Origin of the sequence: Paraburkholderia yinzeri (genome assembly GCF_046581065.1) — a bacterium.
GTDB lineage: Bacteria > Pseudomonadota > Gammaproteobacteria > Burkholderiales > Burkholderiaceae > Paraburkholderia.
Genome location: NZ_JBFOCJ010000002.1, coordinates 1,871,851 through 1,886,625 on the forward strand (window position 1 = coordinate 1,871,851; position 14,775 = coordinate 1,886,625).

At 62.9% G+C, this 14,775-nt stretch carries 13 protein-coding genes and 1 pseudogene; 12 read left to right on the forward strand and 2 right to left on the reverse strand.

What is annotated here, in order from left to right; translation table 11 throughout:
- Nucleotides 1-134: 134 nt before the first annotated feature.
- From WJ542_RS25550 to WJ542_RS25570, 5 genes and pseudogenes are all read left to right on the forward strand, one after another.
- Nucleotides 135-1,256 carry a porin gene (locus tag WJ542_RS25550; protein ID WP_487007208.1) on the forward strand — a complete coding sequence of 374 codons (1,122 nt, stop codon included), beginning with the start codon at nt 135-137 and terminating at the stop codon, nt 1,254-1,256.
- 102 nt (nt 1,257-1,358) lie between these two features.
- Nucleotides 1,359-2,641, forward strand: a pseudogene (locus tag WJ542_RS25555) (quaternary amine ABC transporter ATP-binding protein); the annotation flags it as partial.
- Entirely contained in the window at nt 2,634-3,539 is a 906-nt protein-coding gene (gene choW / locus WJ542_RS25560) for a choline ABC transporter permease subunit (RefSeq protein WP_411192256.1), read from the forward strand. The pseudogene WJ542_RS25555 and the gene choW, both read left to right, overlap by 8 nt.
- Nucleotides 3,540-3,560: 21 nt before the next feature.
- Nucleotides 3,561-4,544: a GlxA family transcriptional regulator gene (locus WJ542_RS25565; protein WP_411192257.1), complete on the forward strand. Its 984-nt coding sequence runs from the start codon at nt 3,561-3,563 to the stop codon at nt 4,542-4,544.
- 50 nt (nt 4,545-4,594) lie between these two features.
- Nucleotides 4,595-5,539 carry a choline ABC transporter substrate-binding protein gene (locus WJ542_RS25570; RefSeq protein ID WP_411192258.1) on the forward strand — a complete coding sequence of 315 codons (945 nt, stop codon included), beginning with the start codon at nt 4,595-4,597 and terminating at the stop codon, nt 5,537-5,539.
- A 98-nt stretch (nt 5,540-5,637) separates the two neighbouring features.
- On the opposite strand, the gene WJ542_RS25575 is transcribed toward WJ542_RS25570, so the two are convergent.
- A complete protein-coding gene (locus WJ542_RS25575; protein ID WP_411192259.1) occupies nt 5,638-5,991 on the reverse strand; it encodes a BON domain-containing protein in 354 nt (117 codons plus the stop codon).
- 703 nt (nt 5,992-6,694) lie between these two features.
- Here WJ542_RS25575 and WJ542_RS25580 point away from each other — a divergent pair.
- The gene (locus WJ542_RS25580) at nt 6,695-6,889 is read left to right on the forward strand and encodes a hypothetical protein (RefSeq protein ID WP_411192260.1); all 195 of its coding nucleotides are present in this window, start codon (nt 6,695-6,697) and stop codon (nt 6,887-6,889) included.
- 229 nt (nt 6,890-7,118) lie between these two features.
- Complete coding sequence (gene phbB, locus WJ542_RS25585; protein WP_411192261.1) at nt 7,119-7,862, forward strand: acetoacetyl-CoA reductase; 744 nt, start codon at nt 7,119-7,121, stop codon at nt 7,860-7,862.
- A gap of 123 nt (nt 7,863-7,985) precedes the next feature.
- Here the strand turns inward: phbB and WJ542_RS25590 are convergent, their stop codons facing one another.
- Nucleotides 7,986-8,714 carry an SDR family NAD(P)-dependent oxidoreductase gene (locus WJ542_RS25590; protein WP_411192262.1) on the reverse strand — a complete coding sequence of 243 codons (729 nt, stop codon included), beginning with the start codon at nt 8,712-8,714 and terminating at the stop codon, nt 7,986-7,988.
- A 146-nt stretch (nt 8,715-8,860) separates the two neighbouring features.
- Between WJ542_RS25590 and WJ542_RS25595 the strand changes: the two genes are divergently transcribed.
- The 5 genes from WJ542_RS25595 (at nt 8,861) to WJ542_RS25615 (ending at nt 14,759) form a co-directional block, all read left to right on the forward strand.
- Entirely contained in the window at nt 8,861-9,775 is a 915-nt protein-coding gene (locus WJ542_RS25595) for a LysR family transcriptional regulator (protein WP_411192263.1), read from the forward strand.
- Nucleotides 9,776-9,935: 160 nt separating this feature from the next.
- Nucleotides 9,936-11,510 (forward strand): BCCT family transporter, encoded by a 1,575-nt coding sequence (locus WJ542_RS25600; RefSeq protein WP_411192264.1) that lies wholly within the window; start codon nt 9,936-9,938, stop codon nt 11,508-11,510.
- Nucleotides 11,511-11,521: 11 nt separating this feature from the next.
- Nucleotides 11,522-12,493, forward strand: a complete 972-nt coding sequence (locus WJ542_RS25605) for an alpha/beta hydrolase (RefSeq protein WP_411192265.1) — start codon at nt 11,522-11,524, stop codon at nt 12,491-12,493.
- A 114-nt stretch (nt 12,494-12,607) separates the two neighbouring features.
- Entirely contained in the window at nt 12,608-13,738 is a 1,131-nt protein-coding gene (locus tag WJ542_RS25610; RefSeq protein WP_411192266.1) for a porin, read from the forward strand.
- 94 nt (nt 13,739-13,832) lie between these two features.
- On the forward strand, nt 13,833-14,759 hold the full coding sequence (locus WJ542_RS25615) for a LysR family transcriptional regulator (protein ID WP_411192267.1): 927 nt from the start codon (nt 13,833-13,835) through the stop codon (nt 14,757-14,759).
- The last annotated feature ends 16 nt before the right edge of the window (nt 14,760-14,775 follow it).

The window sequence follows — 14,775 nt, forward strand, 5'->3', positions numbered from 1 at the left end:
GGCGCTTTTCCGGTATCGGCCGGACGGTACGTAAGGGGCATTCCCTTGCGGGCCGTGGCGGCGGCTGCGAGCCCCGGTTTCTCCATCCTCGGCACACGGGAGTGAATCGAACCATGAAAAGACTGGATGCCGCCATGCTGACCGGTGTGGCCGTTGCGCTTGCGAGTCTCGCGAACACGAGCCATGCGCAAAGCAGCGTCACGCTGTTCGGCGCGCTGGACGAAGGCCTGAACTACACGAATAACACGGGGGGCAAGAGCGCATGGCAGATGGCCAGCGTGGACCTCGTCACGAGCCGCTGGGGGATCAAGGGCACCGAAGATCTGGGCGGCGGACTCAGTGCGATCTTCGACCTCGAAAGCGGCTTCATGATGGAAAACGGGCAACTCTACTATGGCGGACGCCTGTTCGGCTATCAGTCGTATGTCGGACTCCAGGACACCCGCTTCGGCACGCTGACGTTCGGGCGCCAGTTCGATTCGATCGTCGACGTGATCGGGCCGCTCACCGTCAACAGCAGTTGGGGCGGCTATCTGTTCGCGCATCCGCTCGATAACGACAACACGGACGGCAGCTTCCACGCGAGCAACGCCGTCAAGTACACGTCGGCCACTTACGCGGGCTTGTCGGGCACCGCGCTCTACGGCTTCAGCAACGAGGCGGGATTTGCGCAGAACCGCGTCTACAGCCTCGGCCTCACCTATAACTGGTCGACGCTCACGGTCGGCGCGGCCTTCGAGGACCTTTCGGGGGCGGGTACGACGACCGGCGGCGCCGTCGCCACCAACGACATGGGCTTCTCCGCGCAAAGCCAGAAAATCTGGGGCATCGGCGCGAACTACGGCATCGGGCCCGTGGTGCTCGGCGCGGTCTATACGCATACGAATGTGGACCAGCCTTCGGCGTCGATCTATGTGGGTCCGCTCGCGGCGAACGGACTGCGTTTCGACAACGCGGAATTCAGCGTCAAATACAATCTGACGCCGACGTTCTTCGTGGGTGGTATGTACACCTATACGCGCGCCGAAGTGCAGCAGGACTCGGGCGATGCCACGCCGCACTGGAACGAGGGCGGTGTGATGGCGCAGTACAACTTCTCGAAACGCACCGCGGTGTACGGCCAGTTCGTGTACCAGAAGGTGTCGGGCAACACGAGCGGGACTATCCTCGACTACGCGTATATCCCGGGGTCGGCGGGCGTTTCGTCGAATTCGCACCAGATAGTCGGGCGCCTTGCGATCACGCACAGCTTCTGATGGAGCGGGGCAAGCCCATGAGCCTCGGTGCAATGCAGCATCCCTCGCGAACGGGCTTTCGCGCGAGGGAAAGCGAAGGTAGGGTGGCGGTCCGGCGGGGCGTGTCGCTTTTCCGCAAGCACCTGTCGGAATTCGTCGGTTAGCGGCGGTTTTTTCTGGCAACTATATAGACACACTGTGCGGGCCGGCGCCTGCACCACGAGGAGATGGAGTCGATGAAATCGCCAAAGATCGTGGTTGAAGGTTTGTGTAAGGTATTCGGGGACAACCCGAAAATCGCGCGCGACATGCTGGCGCGCGGTGCCTCCAAGGACGAAGTGTTTGCGAAGACCGGCCACGTGGTCGGCGTTCATAACGTGTCCTTCGACGTCAAGGAAGGCGAGATTTTCGTGCTGATGGGGCTTTCGGGCTCCGGCAAATCCACGCTGATCCGTCTCGTCAACCGGCTCGTCGAGCCGACGGCGGGCAAGGTCGTCATCGACGGTCACGACATCGCCGCGGTGCGCCGCTCCGAACTCACGGCGCTGCGCCGCACCGACATGAGCATGGTGTTCCAGTCGTTCGCGCTGATGCCGCAGCGCACCGTGCTCTCGAATGCCGCGTTCGGCCTCGAGGTGGCCGGCATGAACCGCAAGGCGCGCGAGCGGCGCGCGCTCGAAGTGCTCGAACAGGTCGGCCTCGCCGCCTTCGCAAAGAAGCTGCCGGCCGAGCTTTCGGGCGGCATGCAGCAGCGCGTGGGTCTTGCGCGCGCCCTTGCGGTCAACCCTTCGCTGATGATCATGGACGAGGCGTTCTCCGCGCTCGATCCGCTCAAGCGCAAGGAAATGCAGAACGTGCTGCTGGAACTGCAGAAGAACCAGCGCCGCACGATCATGTTCGTTTCGCACGATCTCGAAGAGGCGCTGCGCATCGGCAATCGCATCGCGATCATGGAGGGCGGGCGCGTGGTGCAGATCGGCACGCCGCAGGAGATCATCGCCAACCCCGCGGACGACTACGTGCGGGCCTTCTTCGAAGGCGTCGATACGAGCCGCTACCTGACGGCCGGCGACCTGATGCAGTCCAACAGCGTGCCGCTCGTGCGCCAGTTCGACCCGTCGGGCATCGCCGCCTCGTTGAATGGCAGTGCGGAATATGCGTTCGTGCTCGATGCGGAGCAGCGCATTCGCGGTTTCGTGACGCGCGAGGCGATAGGCAGCGCGTCGCCGTCGCTGCGCAAGGTCGAGAGCATCCGGCGCGCTACGCCGCTCGATCAGGTGGTATCGCGCGTCTGTGCGAGCCGCACGGCGCTGCCGGTGGTCGACGAAACGGACCGCTATTGCGGTTCCGTCGATCAGGCTTCCGTTCTGAAGGTCATTACGCGCAGTCGAGGTGCCCATGTCTGAGATCATTCCCCTGGGAAGCTGGGTCGACCAGTCCGTCCACTATCTGCTCGATCACGACGCCAGCACGTTCGATTCGATCGGCCGCTTCATCGAAGGCCTCGCCGCATTGATCGAGCACGGGCTTCAGGCCATCCCGATGGGCGTCATGATGGCGCTCTTCATCGGTGTCGGGCTCTGGCGCGTGGGCTGGCGCTTCGCGCTGTTCGCCGCGCTGTCGCTGTTCCTGATCTATGCGACGGGCTTCTGGGACCAGACGATCATCACGCTCGCGCTGACGCTGTCCTCCACGCTCATCAGCCTCGTGCTGGGCGTGCCGCTTGGCATCTGGACCGCGAAGAACAAGCACGTGGCCATGATCGTGCGTCCGATCCTCGACCTCATGCAGACCATGCCGGCATTCGTCTATCTGATTCCGGCCGCCATGCTCTTCGGCCTCGGCCGCGTGCCTGGGATACTCTCGACCGTCATCTTCGCCATGCCGCCCGCGGTGCGTCTGACGAGCCTCGGCATTCGCCAGGTGAACCGGGAGATCGTGGAGGCGGGCCAGGCGTTCGGCTGCACGCCGTGGCAGCTACTCTACAAGGTGCAGTTTCCTAACGCGCTGCCTTCGATCATGCAGGGCGTGAACCAGACGATCATGATGGCGCTCTCGATGGTGATCATCGCTTCGATGGTCGGCGCGGGCGGTCTCGGCAACGACGTGCTCGCCAGTATCCAGCGGCTCGACATCGGCCTTGGCTTCGAGAGCGGTCTTTCGGTCGTGCTGCTTGCGATCATGCTGGACCGCATTACGGAAAGCTTCGGCCGCACGCCCGGCACGGCGCCCGCACCGCGCTTCGCGGGATTGCGCAACGTGATGCGCGTCAGGCGCGAGCATCCGGTCGCCGCACAAAGCTGAACCGGCCCCAGGGAGCGCAGCGTGGTGTCCACGACCGACCGACTCGATCTTGCCAGGCCTGAATATTTCGGGTTCCTTACGTTGCCGAGTTTTTCGATGATCGCCTTCAGCACCGCCGTGGAAGTGCTGCGCATGGCGAACTACCTGGCCCGCGAGACGCACTATCGCTGGTCGGTCATCACGCCGGACGGCGCGACGGCGCACGCGAGCAACGGCATCGCGCTCAGGCCGACCACGACGCTCGAAGCGGCCGGCATGCCCGACGTGCTGATCGTGTGCGGCGGCACGCGGGTTCGCAGTGCCGTGAGCGAGGAGGTGAAGGCGCTGCTTCACGGCGCCGCCGATCGCGGCGTGCTGCTGGGCGGGGTCTGTACCGGGGCGTACGCGCTGATGTCCGCGGGCTTGCTCGACGGCTACCACTGCACTTCGCATTGGGAGGACCTGCCGGCGCTGCACGCCGAGTTTCCCAACGTGCGCTTCGCAGACGAGCTGTTCGTGATCGATCGCGACCGGCTCACCTGCACGGGCGGTACGGCGCCGCTCGACATGATGCTCAACCTCGTCAGCCTGCGTTTCGGACGCAATCTCGCGGCGCAGATCTCGGAGCAGTTCATTCTCGAACGGATTCGCCGGGACAGCGATCAGCAGCCGATTCCCATCGACGCGCGCATGGGGCCTTCGCGCGCGGAACTGATCGAGGTCGTGCGCCTGATGGAGGCCAATATCGAGGAGCCGCTTTCGCTCGACGAACTGGCGCGGCTCGTCAAGCTTTCACAGCGGCATTTGCAACGCATCTTCAAGGTCTGCCTGAATGTTTCCCCCACGCATTACTACCTGAACCTGCGCCTGCGCCGGGCGCGCGAGCTGTTGCGCGCGACCGACGCCACGATCGCCGAGGTGACCACGTCCTGCGGATTTCATTCGCCATGTCACTTCAGCAAGGCCTATCGCGCCCAGTTCGGCCACGCGCCCAGCGCCGAGCGGCGTCAGTCCGGTCGCGTGTAACCCCTGTTGATTTTTTCGTGTCTGTCGCCGCTTCCAACGAGAGGATGTTCATGAAACGCAATCATCTGAAAATCGCCGCTGGCGTGCTTGCTCTTGCCGCCACCAGTGCCCACGCGACGGACCCGGCGGCTTGCCGCACCGTGCGCTTCGCGGACGTCGGCTGGACCGACATCGCCGCGACCACGGGGCTTGCCTCGACGCTGTTCGAGGGGCTGGGCTATAACCCGACCAAAACCATCGCGTCCGTGCCCATTACGTTCGCGGGCATCAAGAGCAAGCAGATCGACGTATTTCTCGGCTACTGGGCGCCGACGATGGACCCGATCATCGACCCGTTCGTAAAGGCCGGCAGCATCAAGGTATTGCCGACACCGAATCTCACCGGCGCGAAATACACGCTCGCCGTGCCCGATTATGTCTATAACGGCGGCCTCAAGACGTTCGCCGATATTCAGAAGTACGCCGACAAGCTCGACGACAAGGTGTACGGGATCGAGCCCGGCAATGACGGCAACGCGCTGATCAACAAGATGATCCAGGGGAATCAGTTCGGCCTCGGCAAGTTCAAGCTCGTCGAATCGAGCGAAGCGGGCATGCTCGTGGAGGTCAACCGCGCGATTCGCGAGAAGAAGTGGATCGTGTTCCTCGGGTGGGAGCCGCACCCGATGAATGTTCAGATGAAGATCGACTATCTGGCCGGCGGCGACGACGTGTTCGGGCCGAACTATGGCGAGGCCAAGGTGTTCACGGCCACGCCGCCCGACTATGCGGCGCGATGCCCGAACGCGGCGAAGCTCGTTTCGAACCTGAAATTCACCACGGCGATCGAAAATCACGTGATGGTTCCCATCATGAACAAGGAGGACCCGAACAAGGCGGCGCTCGAATGGCTGAAGGCGAATCCGCAGACGCTCGACCCATGGCTGGCAGGCGTGCAGACTTTCGACGGGAAGGACGGGTTGCAGGCGGTGAAGGCTTATCTGGCCGCCCATTGACAGGCTGAAGGGGCTGGCCGGGGTTCAGTCCGGCCGCCCGGCGCGGATGGATGGGGCGGGCGCGATGGTGCGGCCCGAAAGCCGCATACGTTCGGGCGTTAGCGTCCGCCGCCCTCATAGACGGTGAGATAGTTCTTCACGTCGGTGACGCCCGGCACCTGGCCCGCCACGGTGGCCGCGTCGTCAACTTCCTTCTGGTGGGCAACCTCGCCGGCCAGGTCGACTTCCCCATGCTTGGCGATCACGCGAACATCGGCGACGTCGATTTTCGCCTTGCTGAGTGCGCTCACCACCTGGCGCTCCAGTTGATGATTCGCTTTTCGGGCCGCGGAGCGGCTCATCGGCGCGCTCGCGTCCGAACTTTGCGCGAAGGATACGGAAGGCAGGGCGGTAACTGCGAGAGCGACGGACAGTGCGGCGGTCGCCGCCGCGCGTTCAACGATTGATTTCATTGCCAGACTCCATAGTTGTTGGAATTTCGGAACCCGTTCGGGCAAGAAGCGGGCAAAAAGCGGGCAAAAAGACCTCGTCGGTGAGCTCCTGCAATGGGAGCCGGGGCCAGTTGACTGGCTCGCGATAGATGATACACGAGGGTTTTGCGGGACGCGTTGGGGCGGGACATGGCCTTGCGCGCGTTGCCGCCTGCGTGAAGACACCGCGCTACGGCTTCAACGCCTGTCCGATGCAGTGGAAGCGTATCCAGAGTAATCAGGACTGCGACCTGCATGGCGGCACGCAACTTGCGCGCCAGCGTTGTGCACGTTGAAATCAAAAGTACACATTGTTTGCTTACGCTTCATCGTATCGACGGTGCCCGAGTATCCGCGGGGCATTGGGCAGATCATTACGCGGGTATTCAAAAGGCTTCATGCGGGGCTGACTCTCCCGTAAAAATGCGGCACGAATTATTAGAACGAACGTGCGCGCTACTTCGCATAGCCCGGATTTTTGCGGAAACTTGTCGCCGAAATGCTCATCCCACATATTGCAATTCACTATTGAACAGTTATGATGAGCCCGCGTGATCTCGAACGTCACGGTTCGAACAAGCGGGGAAACGACGAGTCGATCAGCAACTTCTCGCCCGAGGGACGCAAGGGGCGGGAAGGTTATTCAGTCTTGCAGCGGCGTAGACCGACACTATAAGGAGACGACATGCTGAGCCCTCATGAGTTTGCCACTCTCATGCTGATCAAGGACTCACCCGATCAGGTCGAACTGGATCGAGCCGAGCTCGATACCCTGTTGGCACGACATCTCGTATCCCTCGAAGAAGGGACAGCAGGGCGCAGACCCTGCATCACGAGCGACGGCAAATCTGTTCTGCAAGCCGTCGGTTGCATTCACTAGACCCAAGACATCCGGACTGCCCGGCCTGAAAGTACAAAGCCGTACCTCCAGGCATCTCACGGCAGTCCGGCGCGCAAGACCGGCGCGTCCAGCACATAACAACGAATTCTGATCGAATGGGGGCGCTGCCTGTTTTTAAGCAGTGCGTAATGATTCAGATGGGGTTTTGATAGGCGCGTCTATGCCGTGCGCATTGGCCGTGCCCGATTTTGTTCAAGGAGGATGTTCCATGGCAAGGCAAATCGCGGTCGTGACCGGTGGTATGGGGGGTATTGGCGAAGCGGTCAGTGTCAGGCTGCACGACGCCGGATACGCGGTTATCGTGACGCATTCGCCGGGCAATACCGGTGCGAACGAGTGGCTCGCAAAGAGAGAGTCGCAAGGGCGGCAGTTCCTTGCGTATCCGGTCGACGTGGCCGACTACGACTCGTGCCAGCGATGCGTCCGGCAGATCGCGGCGGAGGTGGGCCCCGTGGATATCCTGGTGAACAACGCCGGAATCACGCGCGACGCGAGCTTCAGGAAGCTCGACAAGGTGAACTGGGATGCGGTGTTGCGCACCAATCTCGACTCGGTCTTCAACATGACCAAGCCCGTCTGCGAAGGCATGGTCGAACGCGGCTGGGGGCGTATCGTCAACGTCTCGTCGATCATCGGTTCGAAGGGCGGCTTCGGGCAGACGAACTACGCGGCTGCGAAAGCGGGCATGCACGGCTTTACGAAGTCACTTGCACTCGAAGTCGCGAAGCGTGGCGTGACGGTCAACACGATCTCGCCTGGCTACATTGCCACGAAGATGGTCATGGCCGTGCCGCAGGAGATTCTCGACACGAAGATCATCCCGCAGATTCCCGTGGGCCGCCTTGGCGAACCCGAGGAGATCGCCGCGCTGGTGCAGTACCTGTGCTCGCGCGAGGCCGGTTTCGTTACCGGCGCCAACATCGCGATCAACGGCGGCCAGCATCTGCAGTGACGGGTGCCATAGCCGCGGAGGCCCGGACGTGCGGCGAGGGAAGGACCCGCACCGCTGAGTCCGGTCAGGCCGCGTGAGCTGAAAGCGGGTGCCGGGGCCGGCACCCGTCGCGTGGGGCGCGTATTACCAGGGCACCGTCCTGCCGAGATAGTCGAGATATTCAAGGCCGGGCCGTCCGTGCTTCGCAAGCAGCACGTTCACGAGATTCGGCACGCTTTCCTCTAGGGTCAGGCGCGCATCGGGCCCGCCCAGGGCCGTGCGAACCCAGCCGGGCGCCATCAGCACGAAGGCCCGCCTGGTCGTGGCCTCGCTTGCCGCTTGCCGAACCGAAAAGCTGCGCATGAACATGTTCAGCGCGGCCTTGCTGCCGCGATAAATCTCGCGCAACGCCACCGTATTGTTGGCGATGCTGCCTTGCCCGGACGACATCGCACCTATCAGCCCGGCAGGCGAGACGAGATGCTGAAGCGCCTCCATGACGCGCATGGGGCTCAGCGCATTGGTGATCATCACCTCCACGAAATTTTCCGTCGATGCCTCGCCGATGGTCGTCTGCTGTTTGTCGGCCGTGCCGGCATTCACGAACAGCATGTCGAAAACTCTGCCCTCGAGTCTGTCGCGTAGCGCGGCAAGCTGGGCAGGCTCGTTGATATCCAGGACCTCGATCTCGAGGCGCCCCTCATGTTCGTCGGCCAGATCGTGCAGCAGCGTTCGCGTCGTCCCGCCGCGCACGGTGCCGACCACATTCCATCCCTTTTTCAGAAATTCGCCGGCCATCGCATGGCCGAGACCCCGTGAGGCGCCGACGATCAGAACGGTCGGGGCCGGTTGACTGGTGGAGGCAGAAAGCATGGAGAGTTATCCTTTGTTCGATCACACGTGCAAGATAGTCAAAAGCCTGAACGGGCACAAGACGCAACGAATGCAAGCCACAGTTGCATGGCGCGCCATGCCAAAACAGGCGCCTGCGGTAGACTGCGGCGATGGACGATCTGGATTTGAACCTTCTCGTTGCCCTCGACGTGCTGCTGGAGGAAGGCAGCGTTACGGGTGCGGCTCGCCGGCTTGGCTTGAGCACGTCGGCGATGAGCCGGACACTCGCACGGCTACGGTCGGCAACCGGCGATCCCTTGCTCGTGCGAGCCGGACGCGGGCTCGTGCCGACTCCGCATGCCGCGGCGTTGCGCGCCCGCGTGCATGCGCTCACCGGCGAGGTGCGAGCCGTACTTAGGCCTCCTGATGGAGGAGTCGATCTCGCTGCGCTCTCTTCGACCTTCACGATACGCGCCGGCGAGTGGTTCATGGAGCTGATCTCCGCGCCGCTCGTGGCGGCACTCACCGAAGCCGCGCCCCATATTCGCCTGCGCTTCGCACCGAAGCCCGACAAGGATGCCCGTCTGCTGCGCGACGGCCGCATCGACCTCGAAGTGGGCCTGCGCGGGGAGTGGGCGCCCGAGTTGTGCGAGGAATTGCTGTTTCGCGACGAATTTGTCGGCGTCGTACGGACCGGGCATCCGCTTCTTGCCGGCGGGAAGGTCACGCCTGAGCGCTTTGCGGCCTGCCGGCACGTCATGGCGTCGCCGGTCGGCGAATTCAGCGGGCCGGTGGACGACGCCCTCGACAAGCTCGGGATCGCAAGAGCCGTCAGCGTCGTGGTGCCGGGCTTCCCGGATGCCATGCGGCTCGTGCGCACGTCCGATTTCGTTGCGACGGTGCCGGGCTGCTGCCTCGGGAACGCGCTGACACGCCGTCACGCCACCGCGTCGGGGCTCAAGCGCTTTGCCTTGCCGGTGTCGTTGCCGAAACACAGCGTATCGGCCATGTGGCATCCGCGCATGGAGGCCGACCCCGCGCATCGATGGCTGCGCAATACGGTCATTGCGCTTTGCAGGCAGGCCTGGCCTGCTGCGTGAGAGGGCCGGCGGGGCGCCGCCCCATTCTTCACGATTCGTATCTTATGGATTCACGGATTCCGCGTTTCATGCCCAAAGCGCTTGCGGCTACCATTCGCCGATACCAGGTGGATACGACACGTCGGCAAGACGTGCGGTAGCCTCAAATACAGGAGACGTCATGGGCACTAGCAGATCCGGCCGGCGCGATATGCCGCTTTCCCTCGCCAGTCTGGCGATCGTATTTCTCTCGGTTGGCGGCCTGGCCGCTTTTCCCAGACAGTCGATCGCGGGCGCGGAGCAGGTTCTTTACTGGTGTACGACGGTCTTCGCCTCGCCGGTTCTGCTGTTCGCGTTCGGCTCGCTGCTGTTCGTCGTCGGGCTCGCCTGCAGCAAGTACGGCAAGATCCGGCTTGGCGAGGGCGCTCCCGACTATTCGACGGTCTCCTGGATCTTCATGTTCATCCTCTCGGGGCTGGGTTCGTCGGCGCTGTACTGGGGCTTCCTGGACTGGGCCTATTACTATCACACGCCCGGATTGAACCTGCCGCCGGATTCGCCGCAGTCGCTGAAATTCAGCGTGGCCTATTCGTTCTTCCATTCCGGTCTGAGCGCCTGGGCCATCTACGCGATTGGCTCGGTCGCGATGTGCTATCACTTCCACGTCCGCAAAAACAAAGGACTGAGCCTGGCCTCGATGGTGGAAGCGATTACCGGTTGCCGCGCGAGCGGTCCGGTCGGCCGTCTGGTCGACCTGCTGTTCATGCTGTGCATGTTCGGAGCACTGACGATTTCGCTCGTGCTTTCCGCCACGACGTTTTCCCGCCTGCTGTCCAACCTGACCGGCATTCCCGATACGTTCGCGACCCAGGTGACCATCATCGTCGCGGTAGCCGTGCTGTTCACGCTGAGTTCGTGGATCGGCATGGACGGCGGCATGAAGCGGCTCAGCCAGATGGTGTGCTGGGGCGTGCTGGCGTTGACCGCGTACATTTATCTGTGCGGCCCTACCCAGTTCATCACCAGCAATTCGCTTTCCAGCCTGGGGCTGATGCTGACGAACTTCGTCGACATGAGCCTGTTCACGGATCCGATGGGCGACGGCAAATTCACCCGCGAATGGACGGTGTTCTACTGGCTGTGGTGGATTTCCTATGCGCCGGGCGTGGCGCTCTTCGTGACCCGCGTGTCGCGCGGACGCACCATTCGGGAAGTCATTCTGGCGATGATGCTGGGCGGCTGCGTGGGGGTGTGGTTCGTGTTCGGCGTGCTGGAGAACTATAGCCTGCACAACTTCATCACCGGCGTCGTCAACGTGCCGGGCGTATTGAACCAGCAGAGCGGCGAAGTCGCGATTGGCTTGCTACTCCAGCATCTGCCGGCGGGCCGCCTCGTGATCGTGTTCTTCCTGCTGCTGATGGCGGTTTTCCTCGCTGCGCACATGGATGCGGTGGGCTACGCCGTGTCGGCAACCTGCACCCGCGATCTGGCGGAGGGGCAGGACCCCGCGCCGAGAGACCGGTTGTTCTGGTGCATCATGCTCACGCTGGTGCCGCTGGCGGTGATCTTCACCAGGGCACCGCTCAATACCATGAAGACGGCTGTGATCGTTACCGCGATTCCGTTCCTTCTGATCATGCTGGTCAAGGTGTACGGCCTGCTCAAATGGCTGCGCGAAGACTATGGCCATGTTCCGGGGCACCTGATCGAAGAGCAGGGCGGCATGCTGGTGGCCCAAGAACACCTGCCCGGTTGAGCGAGCACGACATGCAGCGTAGCTACCCGCTCAGCAGGGAGATGTGCGAGTTCGTGGAGGCCAGCGCGGCCTTTTGCGCGGAAGACGACAGTGTGAAGGCCGGCCGGGCCGCCTACGACGCGCTATGCCGGCACTTCACCCCCACGCGCGACGCCGGCGTGGCCATCGAGGAGCTGTGCGTTGCCGGAGAGGACGGGCCGGTTCCGATCCGGCTTTATCGCCCGGTTGGCGAGGCTCCGGCGCAGGGTTGGCCATGCGTGTTGTACCTGCATGGCGGCGGTTGGGTGGTCGGCGGGTTGGACTCGCACGAATTCATGACGATGCCGATGGCGCGCGACCTGTCCGCCGTGGTGGTCGCGGTTGATTATCGGTTGGCGCCGGAGCATGTGTTTCCGGCGGCGTTCGACGACTGCCTGGCGGCGTGGCGGTATCTGCTGGCGCAGGGCCGCGGCCACGGGATCGATCCGTCCAGACTGGTGCTGGCTGGCGATAGCGCCGGCGGCAACCTGGCGGCGGCGTTGTGTCTGGAAATCGCTCGTGTCGGCGGCCCGGCTCCGCGGGGACAGGCGCTGATCTACCCGGTGCTGGGTACCGACCAGAGCCTGCCGTCCTGGCGTGAGAATGCCGATGCGCCGCTATTGAGCGCCGCCGACGCGGATTACTACCTGAAGGTCTATGCGCCCGCCCCGTCCAGTCATGGGGACCCGCGCCTGGCGCCCCTTGCGGCGCCTTCATTGGCCGGGATGCCGCCGGCTTTCGTGGCGGTAGCCGAATTCGATCCCCTGCGTGACGATGGCCAGCGCTACGTCGAGCGGTTGCGTGCCGCCGGCGCGGCAGCGCAGCTTCATTTCGGGCGCGGATTGCTGCACGGCTGCATGCGGGCAATGCGCAGTTGCCCCGAGACGGCCTGCCTGTATCGGGCATTTATCGACGCGATAGCGGCAATGCTGGAGCAACGGCCCGGCAACCGCACGGTGTTGTAGCGCGCTTCCCGCTTGTCGACGCGGTCTCATGGAGATCGTCGACAAGCGAGTTCAGTCTTGACCAATCGATATCAATTAGTTGTACATAAATAATATAAGGAAGGAGATTCGGACGTGAAAAACTGCATTCTGCTTTGCACCGCACTCGGCACTATCGGAATGACGACACAGGCATTCGCCAGCGACAGTTCGGTTACCTTGTATGGCGTAATCGACGAGTCGATCCAGTACATCCATAACGTGGGTGGCGAACACTACCAGTTGGGGCTGCAGAGCAGCAACTGGTACACCAACCGCTGGGGTATCAAGGGCAGTGAGGACCTGGGCGGCGGCTTGAGCACGGTGTTCAGGCTGGAATCGGAGTTCGACCTCAATACCGGGAAGGCGGACGGCATTTTCAATCGCCAGTCGTACGTGGGGTTGTCCAGCAACCGCTGGGGAACGCTGACCGTGGGCAAGCAGCTCGACATCATGCAGGACATGGTCGTGCCGGTGCAGGGCGATAACTTTCTCGAATATTTCACGGCGCCGGGCGACATCGATCTCGCCGATGGGTCGACGCTCATTTCGAATGCGGTGCAGTGGGCGAGTCCGGTCTGGAACGGCTTGCAGATGGAAGCGCAATACTCGTTCGGAGGCGTCGCGGGTTCCATGAGCTCCGGTTCGACCGCAAGCATTGCCGGTCTGTACACGGGGAAGGCGCTGACGCTGGCGGCCGGCTTCTTCCATGCCGACAACGGTAATCCGGCATTTTCCGGGCGCGGTATCAACTCGACCAACAACGGCATGTTCAGTACACCGGTCAATTCGCATTACGCGAGTGCCAGCAAGATCAACGTCGCGCGGACGGGGGCGTCCTACGCGATCGGGTCCGTAACGTTCGGGGGCTACTACAGCTACTCGGAATATCTGCCGGACGGGTATTCGACATTCTCGAAGGCGGAGCGCTTCAATAATGGCGAGGTCTGGGCCTATTGGCAGGTGACCACGGCAGTCGGACTGGAAGCCGGCTACGATTACCTGAAATCGCACGGCGATTCGAGCGCGACGTACAACCAGTTCTCGCTGGCCAGCGACTACTCGCTGAGCAAACGGACCCGGTTGTATGCGACAGCGGCCTTTACCCACGCTTCGGGCAGCAATGGCGCCGGACCGGCCCAGGCGGTGATTGCCGATTCGTGGGGATGGGAAGGCGGCAACAGCAAGCAGGCGCTATTCGTGCTCGGGATTCAACACAAGTTCTGAGTTTCCGCGGCGCTGCCATTTGCTATGCTGATGGCTTGCGGCCGATCACGCTTTTTACGCGTCGGCGCGCGGATTCCCACCTCGTGCGCGTGAAATGGAAAACCCCCGACTGAATTATTCGCTGCGCCAGCTTCGCTATTTCGTCACGACGGCCGAAGTGTTGTCGTTCACGTCGGCAGCGAAGCTGATGCATATCTCGCAGCCCTCGATCTCGACCGCGATCGCCGAACTGGAGGACTCGCTGGGCGTGCAGCTTTTCATCCGGCATCACGCGTCGGGGCTTTCGCTGACGCAGGCCGGACGCGAGATTCTCGGCAAGACGCGCGACCTGCTGAAGAACGCGGAAGAGCTGCAGGCTTCCGCGCGCGGGATGGATACGGGCATGACCGGCACCATCGCGCTCGGTTGCCTGACTTCGCTCGCGCCGCCGCTCCTGGCCGGGCTCGTCAGCAGCTTTCTGTCCGATCATGCCGGTATCGGCTTCAGGACCACGGAAGCACATCAGGAAGACTTGTTCACGGGCTTGCACGACGGCACGCTCGACCTTGCGCTGACCTACGACATCGACCTCACCGCCGACATCGAGTTTCGTCCACTGGTGCGCCTGCCGCCGTATGTGATCCTGCCCACGGACCATCCGCTGGCGCAGCATCGTTCGGTGACGCTGGCGAGCCTCGTGGGCCAGCCCTATGTGATGCTGGATCTGCCGCACAGCCGCGAATATTTTTCGTCGCTCTTCGACGCCGTGGGAGAGCGGCCCGTGCCGGCGTTCCGGTCGGCCCAGCCGGAAGTGGTGCGGGGCATGGTGGCGAACGGCCTTGGGTACAGCATCCTGAATTTTCCGCTCAAGTCCACGCAGACCGTGGATGGCGCGGACTTCGTGGTCAAGCGCTTCAAGGACGACGTTGCCGCCACCACGCTCGGGATTGCCCAGTCGCGCAACATGAAGCCGCGACAGGTGGTGCAGCGTTTTGCATCCTTCGCCGAGACGGTGATCAAGAAGCAGCACGCCAAGGTTTGAACGGACCGCCATGCCG